Origin of the sequence: Brenneria izbisi (assembly GCF_025840185.1) — a bacterium.
GTDB classification, from domain to species: Bacteria; Pseudomonadota; Gammaproteobacteria; order Enterobacterales; family Enterobacteriaceae; genus Brenneria; species Brenneria izbisi.
The window spans coordinates 357,081-371,652 of record NZ_JAMPJU010000001.1 but is presented as its reverse complement, the minus strand read 5'-3'; the positions used below and the strand labels follow the sequence as shown (position 1 = coordinate 371,652).

At 51.8% G+C, this 14,572-nt stretch carries 15 protein-coding genes; 6 read left to right on the top strand and 9 right to left on the bottom strand.

Annotated features, from left to right (window positions below):
• Positions 1–36: 36 nt before the first annotated feature.
• From prmC to hemA, 3 genes are read right to left on the bottom strand one after another with little or no spacing between them, the layout of a single operon-like run.
• On the bottom strand, positions 37–882 hold the full coding sequence (gene prmC, locus NC856_RS01715; RefSeq protein ID WP_264088684.1) for a peptide chain release factor N(5)-glutamine methyltransferase: 846 nt from the start codon (positions 880–882) through the stop codon (positions 37–39).
• The gene (gene prfA / locus NC856_RS01710) at positions 882–1,964 is read right to left on the bottom strand and encodes a peptide chain release factor 1 (RefSeq protein WP_264088683.1); all 1,083 of its coding nucleotides are present in this window, start codon (positions 1,962–1,964) and stop codon (positions 882–884) included. The genes prmC and prfA overlap by 1 nt, the downstream gene beginning before the upstream one ends.
• 34 nt (positions 1,965–1,998) lie before the next feature.
• Positions 1,999–3,255 (bottom strand): glutamyl-tRNA reductase, encoded by a 1,257-nt coding sequence (gene hemA, locus NC856_RS01705; RefSeq protein ID WP_264088682.1) that lies wholly within the window; start codon positions 3,253–3,255, stop codon positions 1,999–2,001.
• Between the two features lie 233 nt (positions 3,256–3,488).
• On the opposite strand from hemA, the gene lolB reads away from it, so the two are divergent.
• The 3 genes from lolB (at position 3,489) to prs (ending at position 6,094) form a co-directional block, all read left to right on the top strand.
• Positions 3,489–4,112 carry a lipoprotein insertase outer membrane protein LolB gene (lolB, locus tag NC856_RS01700; RefSeq protein WP_264088681.1) on the top strand — a complete coding sequence of 208 codons (624 nt, stop codon included), beginning with the start codon at positions 3,489–3,491 and terminating at the stop codon, positions 4,110–4,112.
• A gap of 3 nt (positions 4,113–4,115) precedes the next feature.
• Positions 4,116–5,000 (top strand): 4-(cytidine 5'-diphospho)-2-C-methyl-D-erythritol kinase, encoded by an 885-nt coding sequence (ispE, locus tag NC856_RS01695; RefSeq protein ID WP_264088680.1) that lies wholly within the window; start codon positions 4,116–4,118, stop codon positions 4,998–5,000.
• Between the two features lie 146 nt (positions 5,001–5,146).
• Positions 5,147–6,094 (top strand): ribose-phosphate diphosphokinase, encoded by a 948-nt coding sequence (gene prs, locus NC856_RS01690; protein WP_264088679.1) that lies wholly within the window; start codon positions 5,147–5,149, stop codon positions 6,092–6,094.
• 178 nt (positions 6,095–6,272) lie between these two features.
• Here prs and ychH read toward each other — a convergent pair whose 3' ends face one another.
• Complete coding sequence (gene ychH / locus NC856_RS01685) at positions 6,273–6,542, bottom strand: stress-induced protein YchH (RefSeq protein ID WP_264088678.1); 270 nt, start codon at positions 6,540–6,542, stop codon at positions 6,273–6,275.
• A gap of 244 nt (positions 6,543–6,786) precedes the next feature.
• On the opposite strand from ychH, the gene pth reads away from it, so the two are divergent.
• Both pth and ychF read left to right on the top strand, forming a co-directional pair.
• Positions 6,787–7,425, top strand: a complete 639-nt coding sequence (gene pth, locus NC856_RS01680; RefSeq protein ID WP_264088677.1) for an aminoacyl-tRNA hydrolase — start codon at positions 6,787–6,789, stop codon at positions 7,423–7,425.
• Positions 7,426–7,555: 130 nt separating this feature from the next.
• On the top strand, positions 7,556–8,647 hold the full coding sequence (gene ychF, locus NC856_RS01675) for a redox-regulated ATPase YchF (protein ID WP_264088676.1): 1,092 nt from the start codon (positions 7,556–7,558) through the stop codon (positions 8,645–8,647).
• A 209-nt stretch (positions 8,648–8,856) separates the two neighbouring features.
• Here the strand turns inward: ychF and NC856_RS01670 are convergent, their stop codons facing one another.
• Positions 8,857–9,453, bottom strand: a complete 597-nt coding sequence (locus tag NC856_RS01670; protein WP_264088675.1) for a hypothetical protein — start codon at positions 9,451–9,453, stop codon at positions 8,857–8,859.
• Between the two features lie 115 nt (positions 9,454–9,568).
• Positions 9,569–10,576, bottom strand: a complete 1,008-nt coding sequence (locus NC856_RS01665; protein WP_264088674.1) for a zinc-binding alcohol dehydrogenase family protein — start codon at positions 10,574–10,576, stop codon at positions 9,569–9,571.
• 137 nt (positions 10,577–10,713) lie between these two features.
• On the opposite strand from NC856_RS01665, the gene NC856_RS01660 reads away from it, so the two are divergent.
• Positions 10,714–11,634 (top strand): LysR family transcriptional regulator, encoded by a 921-nt coding sequence (locus NC856_RS01660; RefSeq protein ID WP_264088673.1) that lies wholly within the window; start codon positions 10,714–10,716, stop codon positions 11,632–11,634.
• 21 nt (positions 11,635–11,655) lie between these two features.
• Here NC856_RS01660 and NC856_RS01655 read toward each other — a convergent pair whose 3' ends face one another.
• From NC856_RS01655 to NC856_RS01645, 3 genes are all read right to left on the bottom strand, one after another.
• Entirely contained in the window at positions 11,656–12,180 is a 525-nt protein-coding gene (locus tag NC856_RS01655; protein WP_264088885.1) for a nitrogen fixation protein NifQ, read from the bottom strand.
• Positions 12,180–13,577, bottom strand: a complete 1,398-nt coding sequence (gene nifB / locus NC856_RS01650; protein ID WP_264088672.1) for a nitrogenase cofactor biosynthesis protein NifB — start codon at positions 13,575–13,577, stop codon at positions 12,180–12,182. Before nifB ends, NC856_RS01655 begins: the two co-directional genes overlap by 1 nt.
• 233 nt (positions 13,578–13,810) lie before the next feature.
• The gene (locus NC856_RS01645) at positions 13,811–14,233 is read right to left on the bottom strand and encodes a hypothetical protein (protein WP_264088671.1); all 423 of its coding nucleotides are present in this window, start codon (positions 14,231–14,233) and stop codon (positions 13,811–13,813) included.
• Between the last annotated feature and the right edge of the window lie 339 nt (positions 14,234–14,572).

The following is a 14,572-nucleotide window of genomic DNA, read 5'->3' as shown; positions in this document are numbered from 1 at the left end:
ATCAAACTTCCTGCACTGACCAGCAGCAACATCGCGTCAAGTGGCGATGGTTTTCGTCCATTGCCCAAGCGAAACGCGATCATTACCACCGTAATCCTGACAGGTTGTAATCTGTGCAAACCCGTTCTGCCGCAATAGTTGCCGTACCGCCGCCCCTTGCCGCCAGCCATGCTCCAGCAACAGCCAACCGCTTGATTGCAGATAATTCATTGCATTTTCAATGATAAAACGTAAATCGGCCAGCCCATCCTCCGCGGCGATCAAGGCGCTGGCAGGTTCAAAGCGCACATCGCCCTGACAAAGATGACTATCTGCCGCGTCAATGTAAGGCGGGTTACTGACAATCAGAGAAAAACGTGTCGACGACAGCGGCGAAAACCAATTGCCTTGCAGGAAACAAACATTCTTTATGTTCAACCGGGCGGCGTTATGTTGCGCCAACGCCACCGCCGCCGGTTGAACGTCGATGCCGGTGACCTGACAGTCCGGGCGTTCGCTGGCGATGGATAAGGCAATCGCGCCGGTGCCAGTCCCTAAGTCCAGCACGCTGGCGGCGCCGGCCGGCAATCGAAACAATGCCTGCTCGACCAAACATTCGGTATCTGGTCGGGGAATCAGTGTCGCGGACGATACCGCCAGTGACAGCGACCAGAATTCACGCTCGCCGGTCAGATAGGCGACAGGTTCACCCGCAATGCGCCGCGTCAGCAATGACTCCAACTGCCGTAGCTGCGTTTCGGTCAGCATGGTTTCACCAAACGCCAGCAGAAACGTGCGCGCTTTGCCCGTAACGAACCCCAGCAACACTTCAGCATCGCGCTTCGGGCTTTCTCCGGCGGCAAGACGCGCCGCCGCTGAGGTTAACCAGGCTTGATAATTCATTATTCCTGCTCAGACAACGCCGCAAGCTGATCGGCCTGATATTCCTGCACCACCGGCTGGATCAGCATATCCAACTTTCCTTCCATAACTTCGTCCAGACGGTACAACGTCAGGTTAATACGATGATCGGTCACCCTTCCCTGTGGGAAATTGTACGTTCTGATACGATCTGAACGATCGCCGCTGCCCAGCAGATTACGGCGTGTAGAGGCCTCTTCCTGCTGACGTTTTTGCATTTCCGCCGCCCGGATACGGGCGCCCAGTACCGATAGCGCTTTGGCCTTGTTTTTGTGCTGTGAACGTTCATCCTGACACTCCACCACAATACCGGTCGGCAGGTGGGTGATACGGATCGCGGAATCGGTGGTGTTGACGTGCTGACCACCGGCCCCTGAGGAGCGGAAAGTATCAATACGCAAGTCGGCTGGACTGATGTCCGGCATTTCGGCTTCAGGAATTTCCGGCATGACGGCGACGGTACAGGCTGAGGTATGGATACGGCCTTGAGATTCGGTTGCCGGTACACGCTGAACGCGATGACCGCCTGATTCAAACTTAAGCTGACCGTAAACGCCATCGCCGGACACTTTGGCGATCACTTCTTTGTAGCCGCCATGTTCGCCCTCGCTGGCGCTCATAACCTCAACCCGCCAACGGCGAGCCTCGGCGTAACGGCTATACATGCGGAAAAGATCGCCGGCGAAGATCGCGGCTTCATCCCCGCCGGTGCCGGCGCGCACCTCCAGAAAACAGCCGCGCTCATCATCAGGATCTTTCGGCAACAGCAACACCTGAAGTTGCTGTTCTAACGCTTCATTGGCGGTTTTGGCCTGCTTTAGCTCATCCTGCGCCATTTCACGCATTTCCGCATCATCCAACATCAGTTCCGCGGTCAGGATATCTTCCTGCACCTGCTGCCATTGTTGGAAACAACGAGTAATATCGGTCAGTTGCGCGTATTCACGTGATAAAGCGCGAAAACGGTCCATATCAGCAATAACGCTGGGCTCACCGAGTAACGCCTGAACTTCTTCATGGCGTTCTTGTAACGCTTCCAGTTTAGCAACGATAGAAGGCTTCATGCGGGCGGTTAAATCCTGTTAAGAGAAATGAATGCTAGTCCAGCCCAAGGCTGTCTCGTAAAATTTGTAAACGCTGCAAATCGCCATCGCGGGCGGCTTGCTGAAGAGATTTGGTAGGAGCATGGATCAAGCGATTGGTTAACCGGTGCGTCAGTTCCTGGATCACCGTCTCAACATCGTTGCCCTGCTGAATGGCGGCCAGCGCTTTGGCGGTCATTTCCGCGCGCAAGTCATCGGCTTGCGCCCGGTAATCACGGATCGTTTCCACTGCGGATTGCGAGCGCAGCCAGGCCATGAAATCGGCGCTTTCCTGCTGAACAATGGATTCCGCCTGAATCGCCGCGGCTTTACGCTGTGCCAGATTATGCTGAATAATGGCGTGTAAATCGTCAACGCTATAAAGATAAACGTTAGGCAGTTTGCCTACTTCCGGCTCAATATCACGCGGAACCGCGATATCCACCATTAACATTGGCTGGTTGCGTCTGGCCTTCAGCGTCCTTTCCATCATCCCTTTCCCGATAATTGGCAATGTACTGGCCGTCGAACTGATGACAATATCGGCATGAACGAGTTGCTCATCAAGTTCGGCCAACGTGATGACATCCGCCCCAACTTCCGTCGCCAGCGCCTGAGCTCGCTCGCGGGTACGGTTGGCAATGACCATGCGCCGAACCTGATGCTCCCGCAGATGACGGGCAACCAGTTCAATGGTTTCTCCCGCGCCCACCAGCAGTACGTTAACCTCCGCCAGCGATTCAAAAATCTGTCGCGCCAACGTACAAGCGGCAAAGGCCACCGACACCGCGCTGGCGCCGATATCGGTTTCCGTGCGCACTCGCTTGGCCACGGTAAAAGACTTCTGGAACAACCGCTCCAGTTCGCCGGAAAGCGACTGTTCGCGTTGTGATTCGGCAAAGGCTTTCTTCACCTGTCCCAAAATCTGCGGTTCGCCCAGCACCAGGGAATCCAGCCCGCTGGCAACCCGCATCAGATGGCTGACGGCTGCATTATCATGATGCCAGTAGAGGCTGTTGCGCACGTCGTTCGGTTCAAGATGATGATATCGACATAGCCAGTCAATAAGTTGCTCAAGTTGATTTTCCTGCTCTTCCACACTCAGATAAAGTTCGGTACGGTTACACGTCGACAACAGCACGCCGCCCTGCACCAGCGGTTGCTGTAACAAGCTGTCGAGAGCCTGCCCCAGCGTATCTGGCGAGAAAGCGACACGTTCCCGCAAAGAAACAGGAGCAGTTTTGTGATTAATACCAAGCGCAAGCAGGGTCATTGAGCAATTCTTGAGTAATACCGGTGTTAGTATGGGTTTCGTTTGCAAGGCATTCTACTTGATGCGGGGAAGCAAGAAAAGCGACGGCGCGCGATGCTTACTCATGAGGTATATACTCTATGGCACGAAATAACCCACCTCGCCGGGAAATAACAAACGTTGACGATGCGCATCAAGCCCGTTAGCGTGACACTCCCTGTGGTACGTAAATTCGATTGATAGGATCACGCGACATGCCGATAAATTCCGTCCGTTGCCTGCGGTTACTACCGTTAGCCAGTCTGTTACTCACTGCCTGTAGCCTCAATCAACCCACTGGTCCGGGGAAAAGTCAGACCTCCCCGGCGTGGCAACAGCATCAGCAACAAGTACGGCAATTGAGCCAATATCAGACGCGCGGTTCTTTTGCCTATATCTCCGATAGGAAAAGAGTATCAGCCAATTTTTTCTGGCAGGACACGCCGCCGCAACGCTACCGTTTACTGCTGACCAATCCGTTAGGCAGTACGGAACTGGATCTTCGCGCCCAGCCGGATGGCGTACAAATCACCGATAATCAAGGCAAGCGCTATGAAGGTAAAGACGCCGAAGACATGATTCAGCAACTGACCGGTATGGCGATCCCGCTGAACAATTTACGTCAGTGGATTATCGGCCTGCCAGGAGATGCCAGCGAGTTTACGCTGGATGACCGCTCTCTTTTGAAGACTATTACCTATCGTCAGGGCAACCAAAGCTGGAACGTGGATTATCAGCGCTACAACACTGAGGTTAATCCGCCGATGCCGGTAAGTCTGGAACTGGTTCAGGGCGAACAGCGCATCAAGTTGAAAATGAATAACTGGATAGTTAAATAACTCATGCAACCCGATGGCATTGAACATTGCATTGAAACGTGGCCTTCGCCCGCCAAACTGAATCTGTTCCTTTATATTACCGGCCAACGGGCGGACGGCTATCACCTGCTGCAAACACTGTTTCAGTTTCTTGATTATGGCGACACGCTGACCATTACGCCGCGTCAGGACGATCGTATTAATCTACTTACGCCGCTGAAAGGCGTTGAGGACGAGAAGAATCTGGTTGTGCGCGCCGCCCGGCTGTTACAACAGCACTGCGTGCGTCACGGCATTCGCCCCGTCCGGTTTGGCGCGGATATCCGTATTGATAAACGTCTGCCGATGGGCGGCGGACTTGGCGGTGGTTCATCTAATGCGGCCACAGTGTTGGTTGCACTGAATCATTTGTGGCATTGCGGGTTGGATACGGATACGCTGGCAGGACTGGGTTTACAGCTTGGCGCCGATGTGCCGGTGTTTGTTCGGGGCCACGCCGCATTTGCGCAAGGCATCGGCGAAAAGCTGACGCCCGCATCCCCGCCGGAGAAGTGGTATCTGGTCGCTCACCCAGGGATCAGCATTCCCACCCCGCTGATTTTTGGCGATCCGCAGCTAAAACGCGATTCGCCAGTGCGCCCTCTGGAGAGGTTATTAAAACAGACCTTCGTCAATGATTGTGAAGCTATCGCAAGAAAACGTTTTCGTGAGGTTGAACAGCTACTTTCATGGCTGTTAGAATACGCCCCGGCGCGCCTGACTGGAACGGGGGCTTGTGTGTTCGCAGAGTTCGACACCGAGTCCGAAGCCCGCCAGGTGCTTGACCAGGCCCCGGAATGGTTGAATGGTTTTGTCGCGCGAGGCGCTAATGTCTCTGCGTTGCAACGTACACTTTCCGGGCAACTTTAGGTGCTGATAACACCCGTTTTGTCGTTAAACGTGTTTTATCAGGCCTGATTCATACACCCGTATGCATATTGTGCCTGTTATTGCGCCCTGCTCCCAATGGCAAGCAGGTACAATATTTCTCTGGACGCAAGCCTGAGGTTCTTCTCGTGCCTGATATGAAGCTTTTTGCTGGTAACGCCATCCCGGAACTAGCACAACGTATTGCCAACCGTTTGTACACCAGCCTTGGCGACGCCGCAGTCGGTCGTTTTAGTGATGGCGAAGTCAGCGTGCAAATCAATGAAAATGTACGCGGTGGTGATATTTTCATCATCCAGTCCACCTGCGCACCCACCAATGACAACCTGATGGAACTGGTCGTTATGGTCGATGCACTACGTCGCGCTTCCGCGGGGCGTATTACCGCGGTTATTCCTTATTTTGGTTATGCTCGTCAGGATCGTCGGGTTCGTTCCGCCCGTGTGCCAATCACCGCCAAAGTGGTTGCCGACTTCCTGTCCAGCGTAGGTGTTGACCGCGTTTTAACGGTCGATCTGCACGCAGAACAGATTCAAGGCTTCTTTGACGTTCCAGTTGATAACGTTTTCGGTAGCCCTATCCTACTGGAGGATATGCTGCAACAAAATCTGGAGAACCCGATTGTGGTTTCCCCGGATATTGGCGGCGTCGTCCGCGCCCGCGCCATCGCCAAGCTGCTGAATGATACCGATATGGCAATCATTGATAAGCGTCGTCCACGTGCCAACGTGTCTCAGGTTATGCATATCATCGGCGACGTTGCCGGTCGTGACTGTATTCTGGTGGATGATATGATCGATACCGGCGGCACCTTGTGCAAAGCCGCGGAAGCCTTGAAAGAGCGTGGCGCCAAACGCGTATTTGCCTACGCGACGCATCCGATCTTCTCAGGCAATGCGTATGACAACATCAAAAACTCCGTCATTGATGAAGTGATTGTTTGCGATACCATTCCACTCACGGATCACATTAAATCCTTGCCGAATGTTCGTACGCTGACGTTGTCAGGCATGTTGGCCGAGGCAATTCGTCGCATCAGCAACGAAGAATCCATCTCCGCCATGTTTGAACATTAATCGTTTTTGAACCAATCTATCGGTTTGTGACGATAAGCAAAGCCGCCGGTAAAACGGCGGCTTTGCTATTATGATGAAGAGAGATCATCCGTGGTACAACCACGATTGTGACGGCGGGAAAATTTAAAAACGAAAACCAGCTACAACCGGACAGCCATAGCGGGTTTTAAAATTCGGTTCAGGAATGGCGCTGACGGCGGCAACGTTTATCAAAGTGCTTAACCCACCAATAACGATCCGCCACCTGTTCACGACCACTAATACGCGCGCCAACCAGCCAGAAAATAGCGCCGGCAAAAATCCCCACCAAATCAATGTAAGTCATAAAATTAGGTACATTAAATTCAGGCAACTGGCTGATGATGGAATAACCGATACCGCCAATCATCAATACCATACCAATCCCCATCAGGGCATTACCCAAGAGTATTGCGTTCTTGCGTTTCATCTGTCACCTCCAGATAACATCTGTGGATGAATACGATTGCTACTATTGATGTAATTATAGACAAGGAAACAATCGAATGATTGGGTGCAAGATCACAGATACAAGGAGAAATTAATATTTTTTTACGTTTAAAACAAATAAATAGACAAAAGTCTGAATAGTCACTAAGAGGTATTAATTACTGGGGGTTTGGCGTTCAACCTACCCTGTGTGTAAACTAGCGCCTTCATGACTTATTTGCATCATGCGATGTTCCGTGAACACCGCATCAATACTGTGTAGTTGGAATATTACCGTGAGCAGCATTAAATTAATTGTCGGTCTGGCTAATCCCGGCGCCGAATATGCCGCAACCCGCCATAACGCGGGCGCCTGGTACGTTGACCGTCTGGCGGACGCTTACCGTCAACCGCTCAAAGAAGAAAGCAAGTTCTTCGGCTATACCTCTCGTTTCACGCTGGCCGAACATGACATCCGTTTACTGGTTCCCACCACTTTTATGAACCTCAGCGGCAAAGCTGTGGCGGCGATGGCGACGTTCTACCGTATTCAACCGGATGAAATTCTGGTCGCCCATGATGAACTGGACTTATTGCCCGGCGTTGCCAAACTCAAGTTAGGCGGCGGTCACGGCGGTCACAACGGCCTGAAAGACATTATCAGCAAGTTGGGTAATAACCCCAACTTTCATCGTTTGCGTATCGGTATTGGGCATCCGGGCGATAAAAGCAAGGTGACCGGTTTTGTATTAGGCAAACCGCCAACCAGCGAACAGACGTTGATCGATAGTGTGATTGAAGAAGCGGTTCGCTGCACGGAAATCCTGTTGAAAGAAGACATGGTGAAGGCGATGAACCGTTTACACGCGTTCAAAGCGGCATAATTCACTCACCGATGCCGATGGCGGTTCGAGATAAATCATCATTCCGTGTATAATCGGCCGGAATATTTCCATTCTGACAGGCACACGAAAGTAATTGCCTGATAAATAAGTTATTTAAGGTGATATAAACATGGGATTCAAATGCGGTATCGTCGGGCTGCCTAACGTCGGTAAATCCACTCTGTTCAATGCGCTGACCAAAGCCGGTATCGAAGCGGCCAACTTCCCGTTTTGTACCATTGAGCCGAATACCGGCGTGGTGCCGATGCCGGATCCGCGTCTGGACAAACTGGCTGAAATCGTCAAGCCACAGCGTATTCTCCCCACCACAATGGAGTTTGTTGATATCGCCGGCCTGGTAAAAGGGGCGTCCAAAGGTGAAGGTCTGGGTAACCAGTTCCTGACCAACATTCGTGAAACGGAAGCCATCGGTCATGTGGTGCGTTGTTTTGAAAACGACAACATTATCCATGTGAATAATAAAGTCGATCCGGCGGACGACATTGACGTCATCAACACCGAACTGGCGTTGTCTGACCTTGACACCTGCGAACGTGCGATACACCGCGTACAGAAAAAAGCCAAAGGCGGAGATAAAGACGCCAAAGCTGAATTAGCCGCGCTGGAAAAATGTCTGCCGCATCTGGAAAACGCAGGTATGCTGCGTTCGTTGGATCTGACGGAAGAAGACAAAGCCGCCATCCGCTATCTGAGCTTCCTGACGCTCAAGCCAACCATGTATATCGCCAACGTTAACGAAGACGGTTTCGAGAATAACCCCTACCTTGATAAAGTTCGCGAAATCGCGGCGAAAGAAGGTTCCGTCGTCGTAGCGGTGTGCGCCGCCGTCGAATCCGACATTGCGGAACTGGACGATGCCGATCGCGCGGAATTTATGGCTGAGTTAGGTCTGGAAGAACCGGGGTTGAACCGGGTTATTCGTGCCGGCTATGAACTGCTGAATCTGCAAACCTACTTCACCGCTGGCGTGAAAGAAGTTCGCGCCTGGACTATCCCTGTCGGCGCCACCGCCCCACAAGCGGCCGGCAAGATCCACACCGACTTCGAGAAAGGCTTTATCCGCGCGCAAACTATCTCCTATGAAGACTTCATCACCTATAAAGGTGAACAAGGCGCGAAAGAAGCCGGAAAAATGCGCTCGGAAGGCAAAGATTACATTGTAAAAGATGGCGATGTGATGAATTTCTTGTTCAACGTCTAATCATATTTCCTGTCGCTACAATAGCGTAGCGGCTAAATAGCACACTTAAAATCCACGCGCCTGCGTGGATTTTTTATAATGAAGTAAAACTTTTTTCAAACTACGCGCCAATATCCACGTTTCGTTGCCCCTTATCTTTACCAGACGGCCTTCCTGCCGCGTCCTGAATATCCTTCGCTGGCGTCAGCGCAGAGTGGGTTTTCCCAGCTTCAGGGCTTTTTGAACGACAACAGCGCGTTGCCCATGGCTGCCACAAACTTATCCTGCTGGCTGATCACCGCCTGATTGCCCGCCTCATTCTGAACATTATCCAGCATATTAATCGCCTGAATTTCCAGCACTCGTCCTTTGACCAGCATGGAACACAGGGAATGCAACACTTTATTGTTCAGCGTGGTCTGTAAACAACGGAACCGCGTCGTCCCGTCAACAGGCACATCCCGCTTGTCCGGTCGAATGCGCTGGAGCAGCATCTCTTTTTCCGTACTGGCGATAACCCGGTCCAGATCGCTGTCCAGCGAAGCTTCCGGCACCTTGCCGTTTTTGTCAGGCGGTAACGTATAAAGCGTCACCAACGCCTTATTACTGGAGAGATTATCGATATACTCCGCTTGCAATGCGTGATTTGGCGCATCAACCACCACCTCGCGTTGCGTCATATTCAATACTTTTTCAGGAAATGCGGCGACCAGATCTTGCGAGGTATAACCCGCTATCCGGTCAGCATCGCCGCTATCTGCCAGCGCACACAGCGGCAGCGCCAACAACAGGCCGCAAATCCCTTTCTTTATCACACCGTTCCTCATGTCGTTCTCCCGTGACTGATTTTTAAGACCACCTATCGCTATAAGATTAGGATAGGATAGCCTTTTTTGTATACGGCATGCGTTGTATCACAGCGTGTTGTTGGCGAATGACGACCTAAAAACCCTCAAGAACAATCTTGCCCAGCGACCGGCCACTTTCAATCAGTTCATGAGCACGGCGCAGGTTTTCGGCATTAATCGTGCCGAAATGATTGCCCAGCGTGGTGCGGATCGTACCGTTATCCACCAAGTCACGCACCCGTTCCAGTATCTCGTGCTGGCGAATCATATCCTCGGTTTCGAACAGAGAACGCGTGAACATCACCTCCCAGTGCAATGAGATAGACTTGCGCTTCAGCGGCATCGCATCAAGCGTCGCGGGGTCGTCGATAACCCCGAATCTTCCCTGCGGCGCCAGTGCTTCAATGATTTGCGCATAATGTTTGTCAGTCTGGGTCAGGCTGGCGACATAGCGAACCTGAGAAACACCGATCTTATTCAATTCCTCCGTCAGCGGACGGGAATGATCGATCACATCATGCGCCCCCAGGTTGCGTACCCATTCGGTCGTCTCAGGCCGCGAAGCCGTGCCAATCACACGCAGTCCGGTCAGTTGACGCGCCAGTTGCGTCATAATCGAGCCGACGCCGCCTGCCGCGCCGATAATCAGCAGAGCATCGCCTTCCCCGCCCCCTTCTTCCACGCCCAACCGGTCGAACAGCAACTCCCATGCGGTCAGGGAAGTCAAGGGCAGCGCCGCCGCGTCCGCATCATTCAGCGAAGTTGGTTTATGGCTGGCAATACGCTCATCAACCACACCGTATTGCGCATAGGAACCGGGACGAATAATTGAACCGGCGTAGAACACCTCATCACCGGGTTTAAACAGCGTGACCGCATTACCCACGGCTTCCACCGCGCCCACCGCATCCCATCCCAGAATACGCGGCTGATCGGTCGGTGAATGAGTGCGGACTTTGGTATCCACCGGATTGACGGCAATAGCGCGGATTTTCACCAGCAAATCATGCGGGCCGGGTTCCGGTTTCGCCATCTCGGTGTCATACAAGGCGTCAGGGTTTTGTATTGGTAAACCATGTTGGCTATAGACAACAGCTTTCATTCTTGTTTTCTCCGGGCAATCATTTGAAAGAAAAGATAAGGATCGTCATTTGTCACGACTGCGGCGTACAGCTTACGTCGGGTTAATTTTTCTAAAAATAGGTATATTAGATTAAGACTTTAACGCCAGGAGTGAAAATGATTCGTCTTGAAGATCTCACCCTTTTCGTTCGTTCCGCTGCGCTAGGCAGTTTTTCCAATGCCGCGCGGGAGGCCAATTTACTGCCGGGACAGGTCAGCGCCGCTATTCAACGTCTTGAACGGGAACTGGACATACGACTTTTCGCCCGTTCCACACGCAGCCTGCGCCTGACCGCCGAAGGGGAAAAATATCTGCCGTTCGCGTACGAAATGCTGGAAATACTGAAGACCAGTCAGGAAGCGCTGTATGGCGAAACACATGACATTCAGGGCGAACTGAAAATTGCGCTCCCTTCCGATATCGGGCGTAATGTGCTGTTGCCGTTGATCACCGAATTTTGTGACGCATACCCGAAACTGACGCTTCGCCTGTTTCTTTCCGATCACGTCAGTGATGTCTTTCGGGATCCGGTGGATATCGCCATTCGCTACGGTATCGCGGAAAACGGCAGCTATGTGGCCTTACCGCTGGCAGAAGACAATCGCCGGGTACTGGTGGCGTCCCCCCGCTATCTGGAAAAAGCGGGATACCCGCGTAAACTGGAGGATCTCGTCACACACCGTTGTCTGCTCTATTCATTGAATGGCCGCGTTTATGATAAGTGGATATTTCAGGAAAATGGCGTTCGCCGCTATGTGGCGGTCAATGGCCGCCTCCAGTGCGATGACGCCGACGTCGCGCGCCGCTGGGCGCTGGAGGGTTTGGGGATCGCCTATAAATCCTGGATTGATGTATGCGCGGACGTAGTCGCCGGCAGGCTGGAAGTATTGCTCCCCGAACAACAGGGAGAAGCCGCGCCGTTACATTTAATTTGTCCCCATCGCAAACAGTTCTCCCCGGCGATAAGGCTATTGCTAACCAGGCTGCGGGAACATTTATTTGAGCGTACAGCGCTGATGCGAGAGCTCGGCGTTTGAAAAACAATTTTGCCGGCGTAATCAAACCTCCGGCGCAAAACAGACGGCAACTTCACTACAGCTTTCACAGGATGGCGAACGGCAGATCAGTTCCCCCTCCGCCGACAGACATAACTGACGATAGAAAAATTTTTTCCAGCGCATGTTCTGCGCATTCATTTCAACCAGCGGCGCAAAGCAGACGGTCATCAATTCACGTAGTTCGCCACGTGACGCCAGCCCCAAATCCTGCCACAGATGATTGAAACTCATTGAAGCGCTGGCGATTAACCAGTGCATCGGCGCCGCGTCTTCATCCATATATTGCAGCAGCCAATTCGCCAACTGCTCGCATTCCTGCTGGCGTGGCCGCAGCAACATACTCAACAAGGCATCCTGCTGCGCCAGCGGTGCGGGACGCGCTGGCGTCTCGCGTCCCACTCGCCGCAACAGCCGTTGCCAGTCGTCGTCATTCAGATGCATCTGGGCGGGGAAACGCGCCAGCCCTTGCAAGTGATTATCGACCAGATAACACAGCCATGCCAGCGGCGTGGGTAAGATTGTCATCATGCCACCCCCTGCCGACTGACCTCCACCTGAGCACGTTGCATCCACCATTGTTCCAGCGTTTTGCGAACCGGTTGCCATGCGCCGTTGACACAGGGTTCGATACCCTCCGCTTCCAGGCGCTGCCAGGGCGTCATCCCGATACGGGCGCAAAATACGGCTTTGACATCCGCCAGCAACGCCATAACCTGCTCCAGCCGATCTTCTGATTCGCCTTCCTCGCACTCCGTCGGACTCTTACAGTAGCGCGGGGTGAAACGCTCGCCCAACGGGAGAATGCCTGCACGGGAGATACTGAAAATATGAAAGCGATCCACCTGACCAAAATGTTGATCGATCACCTCGCCTTGTCCGCTTGCGACGGCCACCAGACAGGCATCGGCTTCTTCCGATTCTCCCTGTGACGCGATGCTGGCCTGAATGCTTGCCCGCCGGAACAATGCTGGCAGCCACGATTCCTGGCGATCGGGCAATGACGCCAGCGGAAACGCCTGGCTGCGATCTTCGCCCAGCATCCCTATCGCATCGGCGCGGCACTGTTGGCAATGCGCCATTTGCGGCATATGTCGTCCGCACTGGCTGCGCACCTCGCCCAGCATTTCCACATCCGGCTCGCGCACGCCTTCCAGACCAAACCGGGTGCCATGCTCCGGCCTGGCAATCAGCGGCATCACATTATGCAGCACGGCTCCCCATTGGCGCGCCTGCAAGCTGACCTCACTGAGATGCGCGGCATTGATTTCCGGGATCAGAACAGAGTTCACTTTCACCATAATGCCATGTTCCGCCAGTTTGCGAATGCCTTCACCCTGTCGTTCAATCAGCAAATCGGCGGCGATACGCCCGTTCAGTTTGTCGCCTTCATACCACAAGCCGTCATAGATTTTTTCGGCAATCACGGCATCGATGGCATTCACCGTAACGGTGACATGATCGACGCCGATATCCACCAATCGATCGATGACATCCGGCAGCATCAGGCCATTGGTCGACAGGCACAATTTAATGTCCGGCAACGCCGCCCTCAGACCTTCCAGCGTTTTAAAGGTACGGGCAATGTTAGCCAGCGGATCGCCCGGCCCGGCAATGCCAATCACCGACAATTGCGGGATCTGCGATGCGACATATTTCGCTTTGGCGATCCCTTGCTCTGGCGATAAAAGTTCCGAGACAACGCCGGGACGGGATTCATTGCTGCAATCGTACTTGCGGTTGCAATAGTTGCATTGCAGATTGCAGGCAGGCGCCACCGCCAGATGCATTCGGGCGTAGCGATGATGGGCCAGCGGCGAGTAACAAGGGTGGCGAGACACTTTATCCGCCTGTAAAGGGGTAAAATGCGCCGTATTCATCGGCCCGCATGATCGTTTGCCTGAAAGAGATGCGTTGTCTGTCATATGCTTAACCTCAATAATGAGCGACCTCATCTCTTTGGTGCAAACGGCATGCCGGACAATCACGAAGAGAAAACGTTTATTTTATAGAGAGTTAGCGATTAACTTTACTGCTTCATAACTGACATTGTCTGACAATGTATTGAATGCGACATTGGTATGGTCGACGGACGGCATACCAAGGGCCAGAAGCCCAATTGCAACTCATGTACATCCATGGTGTTTGAGGTACACAGCTAGGGAAAAGAGGGTTCTCCTTCCAGAGTTTCTATCCTTCGGTAATTTTCAACAGCATTACATATATCTAAATTAAATTGATACTCGCTGCTCTCTTTATCTATACCTAACGTAATATAAGCACACCGTTCTCTTTTATAAGCTTCCCAGGACAGTTGGTCGCGCATAAACGCATTAGTTATCTCATTATTGTTTATCTTTTTTAGCGCTTTATTTATCTCTGACATCCTTTTTATCAATTTTTTTTGGGAGTCATCAACCATCAAAGATCCGCAACGATATATCGCATAATGTCCTTCTTTTTCAATCAACGCTTTACATATACCATTTTCACTTTCCTCTAAATAATTATTATATGTCTTGGCATATGAAGAAAAGGAGACAAGCGAAATAAATAAGGCCGAAAAAACCATAAAATTCATCAATTCCCCCTATTATTATTCAAATAGTTAATTCTTCCTCTTGCCAACTCCCCTCTGGCAAGTTCACGATTATTCCTTATGTACTCAATGAAATAATCTATATTATTATGCGTCGCAGCAATCATAGCGGTTTCCCCTCTATCAATATACTGAAGGTTATTTTATTTTTAGATGTTACCCATATCACATTCACTCTAAAATATTAAAGAACTTATTATTTTTATCGTTTATTTAACAGCCATCCAAATAGTGTACATAAGAGAATTAATTTAATAAAAATAATTAAAAATAAAATTATTTTTATTGTCCTTAATTTTTGCATTATCCGACATCCCCTTT

Bases quoted from the DNA above. Each gene is read 5' to 3' on its own strand.
- NC856_RS01670 (WP_264088675.1), bottom strand. From the start codon at position 9,453: ATGAGGAACGGTGTGATAAAGAAAGGGATTTGCGGCCTGTTGTTGGCG.
- NC856_RS01665 (WP_264088674.1), bottom strand. From the start codon at position 10,576: ATGAAAGCTGTTGTCTATAGCCAACATGGTTTACCAATACAAAACCCT.
- lolB (WP_264088681.1), top strand. From the start codon at position 3,489: ATGCCGATAAATTCCGTCCGTTGCCTGCGGTTACTACCGTTAGCCAGT.
- pth (WP_264088677.1), top strand. From the start codon at position 6,787: ATGCGATGTTCCGTGAACACCGCATCAATACTGTGTAGTTGGAATATT.
- NC856_RS01645 (WP_264088671.1), bottom strand. From the start codon at position 14,233: ATGAATTTTATGGTTTTTTCGGCCTTATTTATTTCGCTTGTCTCCTTT.
- NC856_RS01655 (WP_264088885.1), bottom strand. From the start codon at position 12,180: ATGACAATCTTACCCACGCCGCTGGCATGGCTGTGTTATCTGGTCGAT.
- hemA (WP_264088682.1), bottom strand. From the start codon at position 3,255: ATGACCCTGCTTGCGCTTGGTATTAATCACAAAACTGCTCCTGTTTCT.
- ychH (WP_264088678.1), bottom strand. From the start codon at position 6,542: ATGAAACGCAAGAACGCAATACTCTTGGGTAATGCCCTGATGGGGATT.
- prmC (WP_264088684.1), bottom strand. From the start codon at position 882: ATGAATTATCAAGCCTGGTTAACCTCAGCGGCGGCGCGTCTTGCCGCC.
- ychF (WP_264088676.1), top strand. From the start codon at position 7,556: ATGGGATTCAAATGCGGTATCGTCGGGCTGCCTAACGTCGGTAAATCC.
- NC856_RS01660 (WP_264088673.1), top strand. From the start codon at position 10,714: ATGATTCGTCTTGAAGATCTCACCCTTTTCGTTCGTTCCGCTGCGCTA.
- nifB (WP_264088672.1), bottom strand. From the start codon at position 13,577: ATGACAGACAACGCATCTCTTTCAGGCAAACGATCATGCGGGCCGATG.
- prfA (WP_264088683.1), bottom strand. From the start codon at position 1,964: ATGAAGCCTTCTATCGTTGCTAAACTGGAAGCGTTACAAGAACGCCAT.
- ispE (WP_264088680.1), top strand. From the start codon at position 4,116: ATGCAACCCGATGGCATTGAACATTGCATTGAAACGTGGCCTTCGCCC.